This window comes from Chryseobacterium herbae (assembly GCF_025154075.1).
In the GTDB taxonomy this organism is placed as follows: domain Bacteria; phylum Bacteroidota; class Bacteroidia; order Flavobacteriales; family Weeksellaceae; genus Chryseobacterium; species Chryseobacterium herbae.
In genome coordinates this window covers 964,958-983,544 of record NZ_JAOAMU010000001.1, presented here as the reverse complement: position 1 = coordinate 983,544, position 18,587 = coordinate 964,958, and the positions used below count along the sequence as shown (strand labels likewise).

9 protein-coding genes are annotated in these 18,587 nt (G+C 38.0%); 6 read left to right on the top strand and 3 right to left on the bottom strand.

Annotation, left to right across the window (positions count from 1 at the left end; translation table 11 throughout):
- The first annotated feature begins 474 nt into the window (after positions 1-474).
- Positions 475-1,914 (top strand): hypothetical protein, encoded by a 1,440-nt coding sequence (locus N0B48_RS04180; protein ID WP_259836964.1) that lies wholly within the window; start codon positions 475-477, stop codon positions 1,912-1,914.
- 7 nt (positions 1,915-1,921) lie between these two features.
- Positions 1,922-2,383 carry a hypothetical protein gene (locus N0B48_RS04175; protein ID WP_259836963.1) on the top strand — a complete coding sequence of 154 codons (462 nt, stop codon included), beginning with the start codon at positions 1,922-1,924 and terminating at the stop codon, positions 2,381-2,383.
- Positions 2,384-2,463: 80 nt separating this feature from the next.
- Here N0B48_RS04175 and N0B48_RS04170 read toward each other — a convergent pair whose 3' ends face one another.
- The 3 genes from N0B48_RS04170 to ligA all read right to left on the bottom strand — a co-directional run bounded on the left by N0B48_RS04170 (position 2,464) and on the right by ligA (position 9,587).
- A complete protein-coding gene (locus N0B48_RS04170) occupies positions 2,464-4,935 on the bottom strand; it encodes a DUF7619 domain-containing protein (protein ID WP_259836962.1) in 2,472 nt (823 codons plus the stop codon).
- Positions 4,936-5,175: 240 nt separating this feature from the next.
- Positions 5,176-7,476, bottom strand: coding sequence for a DUF7619 domain-containing protein (locus tag N0B48_RS04165; RefSeq protein ID WP_259836961.1), 2,301 nt, complete (start codon positions 7,474-7,476; stop codon positions 5,176-5,178).
- Between the two features lie 104 nt (positions 7,477-7,580).
- On the bottom strand, positions 7,581-9,587 hold the full coding sequence (gene ligA, locus N0B48_RS04160; protein WP_259836959.1) for an NAD-dependent DNA ligase LigA: 2,007 nt from the start codon (positions 9,585-9,587) through the stop codon (positions 7,581-7,583).
- A gap of 238 nt (positions 9,588-9,825) precedes the next feature.
- Here ligA and N0B48_RS04155 point away from each other — a divergent pair, with 238 nt between their 5' ends.
- From N0B48_RS04155 to N0B48_RS04140, 4 genes are all read left to right on the top strand, one after another.
- Positions 9,826-12,924 (top strand): TonB-dependent receptor, encoded by a 3,099-nt coding sequence (locus tag N0B48_RS04155; protein ID WP_259836958.1) that lies wholly within the window; start codon positions 9,826-9,828, stop codon positions 12,922-12,924.
- A 62-nt stretch (positions 12,925-12,986) separates the two neighbouring features.
- Positions 12,987-13,733, top strand: coding sequence for a glycerophosphodiester phosphodiesterase (locus N0B48_RS04150; RefSeq protein ID WP_259836956.1), 747 nt, complete (start codon positions 12,987-12,989; stop codon positions 13,731-13,733).
- 340 nt (positions 13,734-14,073) lie between these two features.
- A complete protein-coding gene (locus N0B48_RS04145) occupies positions 14,074-17,034 on the top strand; it encodes a SusC/RagA family TonB-linked outer membrane protein (protein ID WP_259836954.1) in 2,961 nt (986 codons plus the stop codon).
- 11 nt (positions 17,035-17,045) lie between these two features.
- On the top strand, positions 17,046-18,494 hold the full coding sequence (locus N0B48_RS04140; RefSeq protein ID WP_259836952.1) for a SusD/RagB family nutrient-binding outer membrane lipoprotein: 1,449 nt from the start codon (positions 17,046-17,048) through the stop codon (positions 18,492-18,494).
- The last annotated feature ends 93 nt before the right edge of the window (positions 18,495-18,587 follow it).

Sequence of the window (18,587 nt, the reverse complement as noted above, 5' to 3'; positions counted from 1 at the left end):
GCGCTGTTGATATTTAGGATATTTTGTTATCTTCAAAATAAAAAAATAATCACGAAATACAGGCAGTTGGACTCCAGTGAATTGAAAAATATCAGTGGAAAGATTGTTGTAGAAAGTGGTTTTCTACGTAAAAAAATTAGCTTTTGTACTTTTCAGATTCTGCTGAATCAAAACTCGGTTTTTTTATTTCCTACAGACTTTTATTTTATTCCCAGCCGTTTTATCAATCTGGCTTTTAATTCTGATAAGAGAAACACGAAAAATCCTACAGGGCTCAGAGAATTTAGTTTCAGTAATCATTCTGTTACCTTAGTCTCCTATCCCGATTTTTTGGTTAACAGGAAACGTACAATTTATCTGCAAAATCTTACACCTGATCAGATCAAACTTTTTCAGGAAGCCTTAAAGAATAGAACACCTTCTGTTCGACATTAGCAAAATTCTTTTAAATTTACAGAATATCAAAATCATTCTATGAAAAGACTCATAAGTCTGCTATTATTGCTGTTCTTTTTCTCTGCCTATTCTCAGGTTTCTGATAAAACAGCAGCTATTATAAAACCTCTTGAAAAAAATAAATTATTCTATACAGGGAGTGATGGAGAAATGAAAAAGGTTGAAGAATTATTGGTGAAAAAAGCGAGTACGGAAGAACTTGTGTTCTTGGCAGAGAAAGGCAAAAATGTTTATATTAAGGCAGCAGCCATTGATGTTCTGGCTAAGAAAAAAGAAGGTGATAAAATACTCGAAATTTTTAAGAAAAATCTTCATTCAAAAGAGAAATTGACTTATAGAACGGGTTGTCTTGTAGATGATTATCTTTTGTCTGTCCATATCTTTGAATCAGTTTCTGTGGGGTATAATTTTTCAGAAAAAGAAAAGGAGAATCTTGAAAGGAAAATGGAATATCTCGCGCTGAATGCAGACCCTATTAACATGGAGCTTCTGGAAGCCCTGACCTATGGCCTACCGATGAATAATGATGTATACACCAAAATCAGAAAGATAGTGGTGGATACAAAATCACCAGAACTGCTTGCTACCCTTGCAAAATATAAAAATCCAAATGATATTGAACTGATCAAAAGTTTCGGAGTGGATGCGTATTCTGCCATTGAACAATTCCCTGATCCACAGTTTCTTCCGTTTATAAAAGAACATATTTCAGATTCTTTGGATTTTCATGTGATGTTTGCGCTATCCAAATTTTGCAGTGAAGAGGCCAAAGAAATTGTGATCGAAGCGATTGAACTGGATAAGAAACAGAATAAAGAAAATGATTGCGGTAACGGATGTCTTTCCACGATTTATCAACATATTTATATGGAAAAATGCAAGCTTTACTATCCTGTACTGGCAGATCTGTGGCTAACAGATAAAATTATATCTTTTGATATTCTGGATGATTATGAAAAAACACATACCCAAAAAGAAACCGCAAAATTTCTGCTGGATGGGTTTTTGTTGCCCGGGGAAGCGGAAGTTATTGCTGTTAATCAGTTTGATATGGACAATGTCATGGATCATGTCTTGAGTGAAATGACCTTTGACGACAATCTCAGACTGGTTACACTGTTGGAAAAAACAAAAAAGATCTCTAAGGAAGTTTATGAAAAAGCAGTAAGAAATTCTCTTCTGCATCTGGGTGATCTGGATTTTAAACGTTTCATATCAAAGCTGAAAGATAATGATTCAATACTGCAAAATAAGGATATCCTTTTGGACAAACTTAGAAATAATGAAAACGCTTACGGTGCTCTCGCTATCATGGATGGTATAAAAGTGCTCAAAGATGAAAACCTTTTCAATGAAGGGGCAGCTATTATTGTCAGCAGAAAAGCTGAATTTAAAAAGTTTCCGGTCTGGGAAAAAGAATACAGAAGTTTTATCAAAGAAAATAACATCAAAGAATAATTAAACTATGAATACGATAAAAATAGTTTTAATCAGTCTGTTTTGTACCCTTTTGCATGCACAGATGTCTGGACAGGCTTTTAAGCTGGAAGAGTTGGCGCGATTTAACCAACTCAATATGGCTGCTTTTAAAACAGAAATTAAAACGCACCAATATACGTTCTACGACAAAACAGAAAGTCCTATATTCATTCTGTTTGAGTATGACAGTCCGGGTTATATCTACAAAATTGGAAAATTTGAATACACAGAGGATAAAACTCAGGACAATATAGAGTTTCAATTCAAGGACAAAAAAGAACATGATGCTTATATAAAAAAAATGCTGGCAAGCGGCTATAAAGAAACCGAAAAAGGAAAGATTATGACCGGAGAAATCTATGTAGATTACTTTAAAAATAAAGCACAGATCAGAATGGTTTATCCTAAAACTTCACGGGACAACTATACCATTCTTGTTTTTAAATAAAATAATTGTTCACATCACAGGAACAAAAAAGAGCTGCGAAAAATTTCACAGCTCTTGCGGATATAAAAAAGATTATTAGTTTAATTTTTAATGAATTTCTGAACCATTGTTTTGTCTTTGGTAAATAGTTTAATGATGTAATTTCCTTTAGCGAGCTCAGAAACATTCACAGCATTACTTTTTACGCTTTTCGTATTCATAATTCTTCCGGCTGCATCATAAATTTCAGCTTTGATGATCTCTTCACCGGATTTGATGTAAAGGATATCCTGTACCGGATTAGGATAAATACTTAGATTCCCTTTGTCATTTTTAGTTTCTGCCGTAGCCAATATACCTCTGATAGCTGTTGTATAAGTATTTGTTATAATCGGGGCATTATAATCAAAATAGATATCGGCTGTATTGCTGAATACATCACCCGACGTCAAAGTAGATTTAGTTTTGATCTTGAAAGAAATATATCCGTCGTTATTGGCATCATCAAACGGAAGCTGGATATTCTGGAAAATAAATTCTGCGGTACTGGCTCCGGACATTCTTGTCACAAAACTGTGGCTTGCGCTTAATGGCATTAACGTGGATAAATCAAATTTCGAAGTATCAATGATATCTTTTACCACAATATTTCTTGCAGTGGCTGTACCGTTATTTTCAAACCGGATCAGATAATGAACGAAATCTCCCACTTGAGTTTGTGCGATCATAGTTCCTTCAAGACAGGTCTTATCATTCGGATCCAGAGAATTTACCACCGTTTGGTTCAGGGTAAAGGTATTGTCAGCCGGTGTATCATCAGGAGCTCCGTTTATTTGCGCGGTATAATGCAGAATATCACCGTCATTTAAAGGTGGAGTATCGGTAGGTGTATTCATTTCAAATTTAGTCTTGATTTCTCTTGTTTCAAAAGGAAGAAGACCAGTGAAATTCCAGCTCAGGCTTCCGGTTGACTGTGAATTAGGGGTTACTGTAGAATTGACAAAATCCATAATGTTGTCATTAAAACTGAATCCAATCGTTCCGGACTGCATGGTCGTTCCTTTATTTTTGAAAACGATTTTGTAATCCGATTCAAATCCCGGTACTGCAGAATCCAGAGGGATAATGACAATTTCAAGATCAGGATGAGACCCGTTTGCAGTCATGCAGAAATCTTTGGTCAGTGGACTTGTCTGCGAAGGAAAACTGGCAGTAGAAGACAATGGAGAAATGTTGAAATAAGTAGGGTTTTCAAGAACCGGTGTCAGAGTATATAATCCAGCCGGTACCGGAATAGAGTAGTTTCCGGAATAGTCTGCAATGATACTTCCCGTAGTTCCGCCTCCTGAAATATTGATTTTCTGGAACGCTTTATTTAAATCTGCCGGATCGCAGCCGTTTCCGTTAAGATCGTATTTTGTATTTCCTTTAACGGTATAAAATGTGCCACCCGGCGTGAAGGAGCAGTAAGAATTTACCGTCACATTATTGTATCCGTACGTTGCATTTTGACTGATGATATTGTTCATTTCCGAATCATCACAACAGATATAGCTTAAATTGGGATTATTTTGATAAGTTACGCTTGTCAACCTTCCGTTTTTTGTAAAGAGGCTCTGTAAATTGTTGTTGGGAGCACTGAATGAGTTCAGGATCGTATTATGACTGATGTCAAGAGAAGTAAGCTGATTGTTATTCAGGAAAAGTGTCTGCAGTAAAGGAACTGCTGAGAGATCAATACTTGTGAGCTGGTTGTTGAACATTCTGAGATAATTTAAGATCGGACTCTGACTTAAATTAATCGTAGAAAGATTATTATAACTGGCTTCCAGTGTTTTTAATTTAGGGGTATTCTGAAGATTGATGGAGGTAAGCTGGTTAGCTGAACATACGACATCTTCAAGTTTTGTTAAGTTACTCAAATCAAGACTTGTCAATGAATTTCCTGAAATATTAAAGCGATACAGATCAACCAGCGAGCTTAGATTGATGCTGGAGATGTCATTGTCACTACAGAGCAAAAACTTCATTGTTGTACTTCCTGAATAATTAATGGTTTGTACCTTTCCTCCCGTGCACGTCAGGATATTCATTTTCGGAAGGTTGGAAATATCGAGATTAACAATTTTAGCATTGGATACATTAATGTTTTGAAGTAGGGGACAACCTGTAAAATTAGCCGCAGACATATTGACGTTATCAGTAAAGCTTACCAGGGCAAGCTTTGGCATACCGCTCACATCTACAGAAAGAAGATTTGAACAGTCAGATACTTCCAGATATTCCAGATTGGTGAATGATTTTACACCTTCTATCGACGAAATCGGAAATGTAGCGTTGTTGCTTGAGTGGTATATATTAATATTCCGGATGTTGGCAGCTTCGGAAACCTGTATCTCACCGTCATTATTGGTGTCGATATTGATCCATTGGCCAGCAAGATTTTGGGTGATTTCATTGGTAGCATTTCCCGAAAGCAGTTTAGCTTTAAAAACAGGATCGGAAAAGTTTACAATCTGCGCAACGACAGATAAATGTGCAAGGAATAGCACAAAAAGATAGAGTTTTTTCATGGTTTGGTGATATTTAGTGTATAAATATATAAAAAATTACATTACGAAAAATAATTACTTTTTAGTTTTTATTTATTTATAGAACATTGATTTTATTGGTTATTGTTTAATTATTTTATTTAAATGTTAGTTTGGCGTTAATTTCATTTATTTTGTTACTGTCAGTAAAGTGCCCATTAAAGCATAAAAAAAGCTGTGAGATTCTCACAGCTTTTAAAGGATAATAAGGTTAATTATTTTCTATGCCTTAATAAATTTAAGCGTCAAGGTTTTATTTTTAGTGGAAACTTTAATGATATAATTTCCTTTCGCCAGATCATCAACATTCACAGAATTGTTTTTTACTCCTGTCGTATGCAGGATTCTTCCAGCTGTATCATAGATTTCAGCTTTAATGACTTCATCTTTTGATTGGATATAAAGAATATCTTTTGCCGGATTCGGATAAATACTGAAATCATTTTTGCTGGCATTCAACTCAGAAGTCCCTAATACACCTTGTACTGAAGTGGTATATGTATTGGTGACGATAGGAGCATTGTAGTCAAAATAAATTCTGGCTGTATTACTGAAGCTGTTTCCAGCTGCTAAAGTAGATTTTGTCTTTATTTTGAATGAAATGTAACCATCGTTGTTGGCATCATCAAAAGGAAGCTGAATGTTTTCAAAAATAAATTCCACTGTATTGGTTCCGGAAATTTTGGTAACAAAGCTATGACTTCCACTTAAGGGAATCAGTGTTGAAAGGTCAAATTTGGATGTATCAATATCATCTTTTACAACAATATTTCTCGCATTGGCAGTACCGTTGTTTTCAAACCTGATCAGATAATGAACGTAATCTCCAACCTGAGTCTGAGCAATGGAAGCACCTTCCAGGCAGGTTTTATCATTAGGATCAAACGAATTTACCACCGTCTGATTCAATGTAAACGTGTTATCTGCAGGAGTTTCATCAGAAGCCCCGTTGATCTGGGCCGTGTAGTGCAGCACATCACCCATATTTAAAGAAGGTGTCTGCGTTGATGTATTCAAAGTAAACTTAGCTTTGATTTCCCTCGATTCAAAAGGAAGAAGATTGGTGAAATTCCAGCTTAAGACTCCCGTAGATTGAGAATTGGGAACTGTAGTTGCACTTACAAAATTCATCAGGTCATCATTGAAACTGAATACTACATTTCCTGACTGCGCTGCAGTTCCTTTATTTTTGAAAACAATTTTATAATCTGCATCAAAGCCCGGAACAGCAATATCTGTCGGGATGATTACAATTTCAAGATCCGGATGATTGCCGTTGGCTGTCATGCAGAAATTCTGTGTCAATGGACTTGGTTGTGCAGGGAAATTAGCAGTTAAGCTTGTTGGCGATATATTAAAATAAGTAGGGTTTTCAAGAATTGGAGTGATGGTATGGGCTCCGGCTTGTACAGGAATTGAATAATTTCCTGAACTGTTAGCCGTTATACTTCCTGAAATACTTCCGCTGGTAATATTGAATTTTTGGAATGCCTTGTTGGGATCATTCACATCACAACCATTGCTGTTGCCGTCAAATTTTGTGTTTCCTGAGATCGTGTAAAAAACTCCACCCGGAGTAAATGAACAGTACGAATTCACAACACATGAGGTGGTAGAAGGCAGTAAAGCATTGACGTCGGTAATTTCAAAATCGTCCGCGCAGATGTAAGCAAGATTGGGTGTGCTTGAAAAAGTGGAATTAACACTTTGTGTAAAGTTATTGATGCCGTTTTTAATAAATAACGACTTAAGATTAGGATTCACGTCACAGGCAAAAATTGTCAAATCTGTATTCTGAGATAAATCGATACTTATAAACTTGTTGTAGGTACAGTTCAGTGTTTCAAGTTTTGGAAAAGCACCGAAATTGAGTGCTGTAAATTGATTACCCGCAATGTTCAGAAATTTTAGATTGGGTGTCTGGCCTACAGGCAGGGTTTGCAGCCTATTGGACGTTAAAGTCAGGTTGATGAGATTCGTATTATTATTTAAGGATAGATTAGCAAGTTGGCACTGCGTCATATCCACATCATATAAATTGGTCAGTCCCGATAGATCAATAGACGGTATACTGCTGAAAAAAATATCCAAATCGTATAACTGGCTGCAACCCTGAAGATTTACGGAGGATAAAACATAGCATCTGCTGAGATCAAGTTTATAGAGGGCTGCACTATTACTAAGGTCAACGGTTTGCAATAAAGGGAAATTATCAATGTCGAGATCCCTAAGATTGGTGAAGCTTTTTATACCAGTTATTGACACAACATTATTAAAATTGGAGGAATAATTGGGCATTAAACTTAAATCAAATCTTAGTGCACTGATATTGGCAGCTTCAGATACCTGAACTTCGCCGTCATGGTTGGTGTCAATAATGGTATTGTTGCCAGTAAGGTCTTTGGCCAGATAAGGCATATTAGCGACCAGTAAGCTTTTAAAATTGGCATCAGGAATATTCACAATCTGTGCCTGAAATAATGAAAGGATCATCATACAAATGACGAAGTAAATTTTTTTCATGGATTAATCTTATTTAGTTTATTATTCTTTTCTTGGTGAAAAAATAACAAAATTAAACCATTGAAATCTAATCTCAATGGTTTAATTATAATTTGTTAAAGATATTACTGTTTCTCTATCAGATTCAGGAACTCCTGTTCATCCAGAATCGTAATGGTTCCGATGTCCTGAGCCTTTTTCAGCTTGCTTCCGGCCTTTTCCCCAACCACAAGAAAGTTGAGGTTCTTTGAAACGGCAGATATATTTTTCCCACCATGTTTTTCTACCATTTCTTCTGCAGATTCTCTCGTGAATAATGATAATTTTCCTGTGAAAAGGAATGTTTTTCCTTCCAGAATATTAGATAAAACCTCATTCGTACTTTCGCCCTTTTCAAGCTGTACTCCGTAAGACTTCAGACGTTCGATCATCAGAATATTTTCTGGATTTTTGAAAAACTCCACAATACTTACTGCGATTTTGGCTCCAATATCTTCTACCTGACAAAGTTCTTCTGCTGTGGCTTCTTTCAGTTCATCGATGGTAGCAAAGTTTTTCACTAGTTTCTTGGCCACCGTTTCACCCACATGCTTGATCCCGATTCCGTAAAGAACCTTTTCAAAAGGAATTTCCTTGGATTTCTCAATACCCGAAATAATATTCTGTGCAGATTTTTCAGCCATTCTTTCCAGAGGAAGAATCTGTTCCTTTGTTAAAGCATAAAAGTCAGCAGGATTTTCAATTAATTTTTCTCTGTAAAGCTGCTCTATCGTCTCACTTCCAAGATTATCAATATTCAAAGCCTTTCTGGAAACATAATGAATCATTCTTCCCACCACCTGAGGCGGGCAGTGAAGTTCATTCGGACAGAAATGGATGGCCTGATCAACAATTTTCACAAGCTCTGTTCCACATTCAGGACAGTTTGTAATATATTCGATTTCTCTGCTTTCAGAAGTTCTTTTTTCAGTGTGTACACCTACAATTTTAGGAATGATCTCACCACCTTTTTCCACATACACAAAGTCATGCTCGTGAAGATCCAGTTTTTTAATGATATCCTCATTGTGAAGTGATGCTCTTTTAACGATCGTTCCCGCCAGTAAAACAGGTTTTAAATTAGCCACTGGAGTGATCGCTCCCGTTCTTCCCACCTGATAAGAAACACTCTGAAGTTCAGTCTCCACCTTTTCAGCTTTGAATTTATAAGCCATTGCCCATCTCGGTGATTTTGCCGTGTAGCCCAGCTGTCTTTGCTGCTGTAAAGAATTCACTTTTAAAACAATTCCATCAATTTCAAAAGGAAGATTGTGACGTTCCGTATCCCAGAAACTGATAAATTCCTTCACTTCATCCATTGTTTTGCAGAGTTTCGCCTGCTGTGAGGTTTTAAAGCCCCAGCCCTGTGCTTTCTGAAGCAGTTCCCAATGCGTTTCTGCAGGAACATCTTCAGAAATAAACTGGTAAAGTACAGAAGACAGACTTCGCTTTCTTACCTCTCCACTGTCCTGCATTTTTAAACTTCCGCTGGCCGTATTCCTTGGATTCATAAAAGGATCCAAACCTTCCTCTTCACGCAGTTTATTTAGCTTATCGAAATTTTTTCTCGTCAGATAAATTTCACCTCTCATAAAAAAATGAGCCGGGAAATCACCTTTCAGCGTCAGAGGAATATCAGAAATGGTTCGGACGTTGGAAGTAATCTCATCTCCCTGAAAACCATCACCACGCGTTACGGCCTGAGACAGCTTTCCGTTTTCATAAAGAATAGAAATAGAAGCCCCGTCATATTTCAGCTCAGCAACAAATTCCACCGGATCATTGATGGTTTTGATAATTCTTTTCTCCCAGTCTTCCAGATCATCGAAATCATAGGAATTATCCAGAGAATACATTCTGAACTTATGCTGAATGGTAGGAAATACTTTGGTAATTCCTCCGCCTACACGTACCGTAGGTGAATTCTCGTCGTAAAATTCAGGATGTTTTGCTTCCAGATCCTGAAGCTCTTCCAGGAGCATATCAAACTCATAATCAGAGACTGTAGCGGCATCCAGATGGTAGTAATTTTCATTATGCTGATGAAGCTCTTTTCGGAGCTGCTCTATTTTTTGCTGTATATTTTCAGACATTCCGTTCTATCTTTTGAGCAAAAATAGCTAAACTAATCTCATTAAAAAATACCGCAATAAAATATTATAGAAACATTAAAAAACCGTAATGTGGATTAACGTGTTGATTGATTGTGTTTTAAAACATCTGTTTAAATTAATTTAACACAATGTTATGATTTAGTTGAGGATTTGTTAAAGCTCTCTTAAACACATGGTACATAAAGTCAAAATACCTTTGCACATCTAATTTGTAAAGATGAGAAAAGTAAAGATTGTACTAGGATTATTGTTTTTGGGATTTGGAACACTGGCTTATGCGCAGACTACGCAGGCTTCTATCGTGGGAAGAATTACCGGACTGGGCAGTACGGCTCAGGAAAAAGTGAAAGTAACCATCGTGAACGAGTCTACAGGGTTCAGGACGGAGACGGAAACCAATTCGAAAGGTGAATATATTTTTAAAGAAATTCCTCTGGGCGGGCCTTATACGGTGATCGTGAACGAGGAAAAGAAAGAAGGATATAATGTCAACTTTGGAGACCAGGTGACGGTTAACATGAGCTTAGGTGGCGATGAAAAGCAGATTGAAGAAGTCGTAGTCACCGGAAACCTTAAAAACAAGATCGGAAACCTTGGAGCCGCTACCGCTATTTCAGCGAAGAACATTAGCATGCTCCCGGTAAACGGAAGGAATTTCACCAATCTTACTGAATTGTCTCCATTAAGCGGAAAAGGCGGAAATCTATCCGGACAGCTGGGATCTTCTACCAACTTTACGATTGACGGGATGACGGCCAAAAACCCGACTTCTGCAGGATCTACAACCAGCCGTAGTGGTGCACCGTTTTCTATCTCGATAGAAGCTGTACGTGAATTTAAAATCACCACCAACCAATATGATGTAACTCTGGGAAGAAGCGGTGGTGGAACGGTAAGTGCCGTTACCAAATCCGGGACGAATAAATTCTCAGGAAGTGCATGGGAATATTTAAGGACAAACTGGCTTTCCAGCCCATATGATATCAGAGGAAACAAAAGAGAAAACGATTTCTCTACATCCCAGTTCGGGTTTTCATTGGGAGGACCGATCATTAAAAATAAATTACACTTCTTCGTGGCATGGGATCACCAATTAGATTCAAGGCCGTTGCAGATAGCTGATATCAAATCTGCGGATGATGAGAAAAGGCTTAATACAAACACACAGACACTGAATCAGTTTCTTGATATTGCCAGAAAAAAATACGGGGTAGGGAATACACCACAGTTTGGAAGTTTTGATAAAGTAAGAAATTCAGATGCCGGATTTTTACGTTTGGACTGGCAGATCAGTCCTAAGCATTTATTGACATTAAGAAACAACTTTACTTACGATCTGAATAAAAATGGATTGACAGATAATACCGCGATCAATTTCTTTGAATCTTATGGAAATGATAAAAATATTGACAACAGCTTACTCTTAACCCTAAGGTCAAACTTAAAACCTAACCTGACAAACGAGTTAAAGGCACAGTATCTCTATACTTTCCAGAATAGTTATCAGAATGATGAATTAGGAATGCCTGTTCCAAGAGCGATTGTAGAAAATATTGTAACCCCTGGAGTGGGAGCTACCAATATTCAGATCGGGGGACACCGCTTCGGGCAGGAAAGTTTTAGGAATAATGTGATCCAGATTGTAGATAACTTATACTACAATACGGATAAGGTAAAATATACTTTCGGTGCAGATCTGATGTATACCAGTGCAAAATCAATATATGGAAGTGAGGTGAACGGAAGATTCCAGTTCAGGGAAGATCCAACATCGGGATTGGGTAATCTGTATAATTTTGATAACCTTATCGCATACAGATTTTACAGAGAAGTACCTTTAATGGAAGATCCGTCCGTAAGATCCAATATCTGGAACATAGGTCTTTACGGGCAGTTTCAGACGAAGATAGGGGAAGGTCTTGATTTAATGGGAGGCTTAAGGTTTGACTACGGAGGATATCCGAAAGCTGAGTTTAACCAAAAGCTGTACGATCAGATGGGTATCAGAACAGATAATAAAATCAAATCTTTTGTGATTCAGCCAAGATTCCAGTTTGAATGGAACTTCAATGAGCAGAATAAAGACTTCCTGAAATTCGGAGCGGGAATCTTCTCTTCCGATATCAATAATTATATGATAATCAACAATCTGGTGTTTGACGGAAAACATCTTGCAACAGTAGACGTAGATCCTGCTACAGTAGGTCTTACACCGGATTTCTACAGATACAGAACAGATTACAGTTCTGTTCCTTCACTGGCGCAGGATCAGATTCCTACAATCAACTACACCGGGGAAGATGCAAAAATTCCTATTGTGTATAAAGCAAATATTTCCTATACCCATTTCTTTAACGAAAGATTCAGAGCTGGAATTGCAGGATATATGGCTTTGGGAAGAAACAATTATTTCTATTATGACCGAAATATGATGCCTGATCCTTATTTCACGCTGGCTAATGAAGGTGGAAGAGGAGTGTATGTTCCGGCTGCATCGATCAATGGGACTAAAATAGACTGGAAAAAAGGAAGAATCAATAATAATTTTGGAAGAGTACTTGAGCTTGTAAGCGATGGAAAAGTGAACCAGTATTCATTCGTGGTGGATACCAGCTACCGTTACTGGAAAGATGGGGAGATCACGGCAAGTTATACCTGGTCTGATATCAAAGACAATACCTCATACAACGGAAACGTAGCAAATTCCGCGACATTGTCCACTCCGATTCAGAGCGATCCGAGAGATTTAAGAATGAGCTATTCCGATAACCAGTTCCGAAATAAAGTAGTGTTGTACGGAAACTCACCTACTATTGCAGGGTTTACGCTGGGAGTAAGGTATTCCGGAATCGGAGGAACACGTTTCTCGGTAACAGCAGGAGGAAATGTTAACGGAGATTTCGTAGATACGAATGATCTTGCTTACATCTTCCCGGAAATCATTACCCAGCCGCTTCTCAATGATCCTGAAGTAGGACAGGCCCTGAAAGATTATGTAGAGAAATACAACAATGCCATAGCAGAACGTAACGGCGGTAAAAACGGATTCTTCGGTGTATGGGATGTTCGTGTTGCTAAAAAAATTAAGTTTGACAAAATCGGAGCCTTTGAACTTTCTGTTGATATTTTCAACCTGGCGAACCTTCTTAACAAAGAATGGGGTGTCAATAAATCCTATGGAAATATGGCACTTTACAGAGCTCCAAAATTCAACCAGGCTACCAAACAGTTTGAATACACTAAAAATACCAGTGGTTTAGCGCCTCTTTCCGGGAATCCTTACCAGATTCAGATCGGTGCCAAATACAGCTTTTAATAGGTAAACACTACCTTTATCAAACGTTTTTAAGATTTTTATTTAATTATCTAAATTGTATTATGAAAAATTTTATCTTAGGGTTAGCAGTTTTAAGTACAGTCCTAATGAAGGCACAAACCCAGATTATCGCACACAGAGGCTATTTCCAGGCACAGCCGCCAACCACGGAAAATTCTATTCAATCTTTAGAGAATGCCCAGAAATTAAAAATATACGGATCGGAATTTGATGTGAGAATGACCAAAGACGGCATTCTTGTGATCAACCACGACGAACACCATGGAGAAATGGAGATCTCCGAAACATCTTTCAAAGAACTGGAAGCATTGAAACTTTTCAATGGTGAAAAGTTTCCTACACTGAAAGATTATCTGAAACAAGGTAAAAAAGATGGCTCTTTAAAACTGATTGTTGAGATCAAGCCAGCCAAAACTCAGGAATTAGAAAACGAGATCACTCAGAAGACTCTTAAAATGATTAAGGAGATGAAGCTGGAAAGTCAGAGTGAATATATTTCTTTCAGCTTAAACATCTGTAAAGAGATCAAAAAACTCGAACCGAAATTCAAAGTACAGTATCTGAATGGAGAACTGTCTCCAGAGCAGATCAAAAAAGAAGGTCTTGACGGAATAGACTATCATTACAGCGTTTTCCAGAAGAACCCAACATGGATCTCTGAAGCAAAAGCTTTAAGTCTTATCACGAATTCCTGGACGGTCAATGATCCGGCAGTATACGAACAGTTGAAAAATCAGGGAATAGGTTTTGTGACCACCAATATTCCTGATCAGCTCAAAAATAAATAATCGCTTTGATTCTGTAAAGATTTCAAAAGTCTGATATTGAAAATCACAGCCTGTCTCATTTTAGGGACAGGCTTTTTTGTGTTTAATTTTAATTGATTGTATATCAGTGTTTTAATTGTATTTTGTTTTATTTTCTCAGAGCAAGACAATAAAGGTACACCAATGAAAATGTAAAATAGCATTAAACATCATTAATTTTTTAAACAGCTGTTTATCAGGTGTCTATTCAATGTTGTTAAGGATACGTTCATATTTTGTTTAATATTATTTTAATAAATGTTAAAACGATGTTAAAGCCATGCCCGTAATGTCGTTCTAATTTTGCGCAAACAAAAAGGATATGCGTAAAGAGAAACAAAAACTACTGGTTTTGTCGCTGTTAGGATTGGTCAGCGTCAATCTGGCAGCTCAGCAGAAAGTAAAAAAAGATACTGTAAAAGGCATTGATGAGGTAGTGGTAACTGCTTTGGGAATCAAGAGGCATGACAAAGCTTTGGGGTATGTGGCTGAAAAGGTAGGTTCCGCAACATTTGAGGAAACCCAGAACAACAACTGGGCTCAATCGATGGAAGGAAAAGTAGCCGGGCTGAAAGTTCAGACAGCAGGAGCCGGACCACTGGGAACAGCAAGAATTACCCTCAGAGGAGAAAAATCCATTATGATGGATCATAATTACGCTCTAATCGTTGTAGACGGTGTTCCGATGGGAAATTCCACAACGGGTACCGATACACCGGCTTATGGTGCAGGTTCCGGAGGTGATGTTCCTATCGATATGGGAAATGGCCTAAACAGCATTAACCCGGATGATATCGAATCGGTAACCGTTTTGAAAGGAGCTTCTGCGGCAGCTTTATATGGTTCCCGTGCCGCCAACGGAGCTTTGATGATCACTACAAAATCCGGAAAAAGTAAGAACGGAAAGCTGAATGTAATTTTTAATTCCTACTCAAGTTTTGATACGGTATTGAAATGGCCGGACTGGCAGTATGAATACGGTCAGGGAACATTGGCTAAAAATAAAGCCGGTGAATTTTACTATTCTTACGGACTGTCTGCGGATGGGGTGAGTACAGGCGGAACGAGCAGTGCATTCGGGCCTAAATTCGCCGGACAGTATTATTTTCAATATGATCCTACCCAACAGGGACAAAGCTTAGCAAGGCAACTGTGGAGACCTTACGAAGACAATATCAAAGGGTTTTGGAGAACCGGTTCTACCTATTCCAACAGTATTTCTGTGGAAAGTTCCAATGAAAAGACCAGTTTCAGAACGTCTCTTACATACCTTAACAATGAGTGGATGATGCCTAATACAGGTTTTGACAGATTCAATTTTGCCCTGTCTTTCGCGCATCAGCTAACGAAAAAATTAAAAATCTCAACGAAGTTTTCATACAATACAACGACCAGTGACAACCTTCCTGCTACGGGATACAACAACCAGTCGATTTCTTATTTCATGATTTTCCAGAATCCCAATGTAGACCTGGAGTGGTATAAACCCGTCTGGAAATACGGACAGGAGCAGGTAGATCAGATTCACCCGTTCAGTTCGTATATAGACAATCCTTATTTGATCGCGTATGAAATGCTGAATGGGGTTAAGAAAAAGACGATTACAGGAAATATTACAGCGGATTATCAGTTTAACAATAATTTCAGTTTAATGCTGAGGTCCGGTGTTGAAATTTTAAATGAAACAAGAACTACAAGAAGGCCGTGGAGCTCTGCCAATTACTTAAAAGGATATTACAGAGAGCAGTTTATTAAAAATCATGAATACAACAATGACCTTTTATTCTCCTATAAAATAGATCTGAACAAATTCAGCTTTTCTGCCTCTGCCGGAGGAAGTATGCGGTATAATGAGTACGTAATGAACGACTATCAGGCGATCGGATTAAAAACGGCCGGAGAGTACAGCCTTACCAACGCGCTTTCCATTCCTGTGAAATATCCGGTTCCCCGTGATAAGCAGGTTGAAAGTGTTTACGGGTTATTTACAGCAGGCTATGACAATAAGGTTTTTGTAGACATAACAGGAAGAAATGACTGGAGTTCCACCCTTCCGAAAGCGAACCGTTCTTTCTTTTATCCGTCGGTAAGTACAAGTTTTATTCTGTCTGATATTTTTAATCTGAAAAGCGATCAGCTGAATTTCTGGAAACTGAGAGGTTCGTGGGCAAAAGTAGGTATAGACAGTGATCCTTATCTGCTGGACAACTATTATACGGCAAGCAATATTACCGGAAGTGTAATATCACCAACTACTTTTAACAATCCTACTCTTAAACCTGAAAAAAATACAAACATCGAAGCCGGTATGGATTTCAGTCTTTTCAAAAGTAGGTTAAACTTTAATTTCACCGCTTATCAGAACGTCAGCGAAAATCAGATCATTCCCGTATCGTTGCCTTTTGAGAGTGGATTCTCTAAAAGAGTGATCAATGCCGGAAAAATCCGGAACAGAGGTCTTGAACTTTCAGTAGATGCTTATCCTGTAAAATCTAAAAATTTCTCATGGAAGATCGGAGGAAACTGGTCTACCAACGAAAACCGGGTCATGAGCGTGCCTGATGGATTTGACGGAATAGTTTCCAATGTAGGAGGAGTTGTTTTCTATAAAATGGAAGTCGGAGGTTCCCTTGGAGATATGTACGGATACAAACTGCTGCGTTCGCCGGATGGAAAGGTTGTTTACAGAGACGGATTAACGGAAATTCCTGCAGGAATAGAGAAAGTAGGAAATGCATTCCCGAAATGGAGAGCAGGTCTTCAGAATGATTTTAAAATTAAAAATTTCACCATCAGTTTTTCATTTGATGGGCAGTACGGCGGTATTGCTTATTCTCAGTCGCACCACAAAATGTCTGAGCAGGGAAAACTTAAATCTACGCTTCCGGGAAGAGATAATCCGGGTGGGATGATCATCGGAGACGGTGTTGTTCAGAATCCTGACGGAAGCTACAGTACAAATACAAAAGCGGTGACCGTTTCATCCTATTACGCAGATTATTACCGAAGAGCCAACGTGGAAACCAACAGCTTCAGCACCGATTTTATTAAACTCAGAGATGCCAGGATATCCTATTCCTTTTCAAAAGAAACGATACAATCTCTGGGACTTGAAGATCTGACGCTGGCTGTTTTCGGGAAGAATCTGTGGATGTGGACCAAGTTCCCCATGTTCGATCCTGAAGTGGCCACTTTAGATAATGCCACGATTACTCCCGGTGTTGAAATGGGGCAGCTTCCTACTGCAAGAACAGTTGGTTTTCAGTTAAATCTTAAATTCTAAATCTTAAAAAAATGAAAAAAATAATCATACATCTGGCACTGGCTGTTTCTGTTTTCGTACTTCATTCATGCGACAGAACTTTTGAAGAAATCAATACCGATACCAGCAGAATCAAAGATCCGTCCGTAGGAAGTCTTCTGGCTCCTATCCAGTACGAAATGGGAAGTTACGGCTACAACAGGGCAGATGATTTTACGTTTGATATTATGCAGAATGCCCTTGATTTTCCTAATGAAGGCAATACATTCAGCAGATATTATTTTAATGAGAAAAGTGGAGCCGGATATTGGGATAATTCCTACAGATGGCTGAAGCAGGTCAATGAACTCAAAAAATACGCGGCTAAAGAAGAAAACAACAATTATCTCGCCGTATCAATGGTTCTGAACGCATGGATCACAGCCAATCTTACGGATGCTTTCGGAGATATTCCGTTTTCTGAAGCCGGAAGAGGTGAAGAAGGAATTTTAAAACCTAAGTATGATCAACAGAAAGACATCTACGTACAGCTTTTAAATGATCTGAAAACAGCCAATTCTCTATTTGATGCTACAAAAGCACTTTCAGAAACAGATTTGTTTTACAATGCCAATACCAACAGTCAAACCGGAATCTTAGGTTGGAAAAAGTTCTGTAATTCACTTTCATTAAGACTTCTGACAAGAATTCTAAGCAGAAACGGAGAAGTGAATGTGTATGAAAGAATCCAGGAAATTGTCAATAATCCAACACAATATCCAGTTTTTCAAAATAACAATGACAGTGCTGTTCTTTCTCTTTCGGGGATATCACCTTACCTGCCACCAATCGCCCGTCCGCAGGATTTTACAACCTCCAGAGCAGCAGGTGAATTTTTCGTAGAAGCATTGAAAAACAACAATGACCCAAGGTTGAGCATGTTCTTTACCAAAGCAAAAAATACCGCAGGTGTTGATATAGGATATAAAGGAGCTCCTTCCGGATATGCGTTAGGAACCGTATTCGATTATCAGCCTTCCAACCTGAACCAGAATCTGGCAAAAGCACCGTTAAAGGTCCTGATAATGACCTATTCTGAAGTACAGTTTATTATGGCAGAGCTTGTTAATAGAGGAATTATCGCCGGAAGTCAACAGACTTTTTATGAAACCGGAGTTAAATCCATCATAGAACAGTGGGGCGCTGTCGTTCCGGCCAATTATTTCAATAATGCTCAGCTGGCCTATGACGGTTCATTGCAGAAGATCATGCTGCAGAAATATATTTCCCTGTTTTTTGTAGACCATCAACAGTGGTATGAATTCCGACGGACTAAACTTCCTGTACTTCCTAATAACGGAGGACTTCAAAACGGCGGGATAATGCCGGTAAGATTTATGTATCCAACCACGACAAAGGTCATGAATGCTGAAAATTACAATGCGGCCGTACAGGTGATGGGCGGAGACCATATCAATGTCAAGATGTGGTGGAATAAGTAAATAAGATTTAATAAAGAATAAAGAATAAAGAATAAAGAATAAAGAATAAAGAATAAAGAATAAAGAATAAAGAATAAAGAATAAAGAATAAAG

What these genes read in the sequence shown, in the direction of transcription:
- ligA (WP_259836959.1), bottom strand. Translation starts at nt 9,587, where the DNA reads ATGTCTGAAAATATACAGCAAAAAATAGAGCAGCTCCGAAAAGAGCTT.
- N0B48_RS04165 (WP_259836961.1), bottom strand. Translation starts at nt 7,476, where the DNA reads ATGAAAAAAATTTACTTCGTCATTTGTATGATGATCCTTTCATTATTT.
- N0B48_RS04145 (WP_259836954.1), top strand. Translation starts at nt 14,074, where the DNA reads ATGCGTAAAGAGAAACAAAAACTACTGGTTTTGTCGCTGTTAGGATTG.
- N0B48_RS04150 (WP_259836956.1), top strand. Translation starts at nt 12,987, where the DNA reads ATGAAAAATTTTATCTTAGGGTTAGCAGTTTTAAGTACAGTCCTAATG.
- N0B48_RS04140 (WP_259836952.1), top strand. Translation starts at nt 17,046, where the DNA reads ATGAAAAAAATAATCATACATCTGGCACTGGCTGTTTCTGTTTTCGTA.
- N0B48_RS04155 (WP_259836958.1), top strand. Translation starts at nt 9,826, where the DNA reads ATGAGAAAAGTAAAGATTGTACTAGGATTATTGTTTTTGGGATTTGGA.
- N0B48_RS04175 (WP_259836963.1), top strand. Translation starts at nt 1,922, where the DNA reads ATGAATACGATAAAAATAGTTTTAATCAGTCTGTTTTGTACCCTTTTG.
- N0B48_RS04180 (WP_259836964.1), top strand. Translation starts at nt 475, where the DNA reads ATGAAAAGACTCATAAGTCTGCTATTATTGCTGTTCTTTTTCTCTGCC.
- N0B48_RS04170 (WP_259836962.1), bottom strand. Translation starts at nt 4,935, where the DNA reads ATGAAAAAACTCTATCTTTTTGTGCTATTCCTTGCACATTTATCTGTC.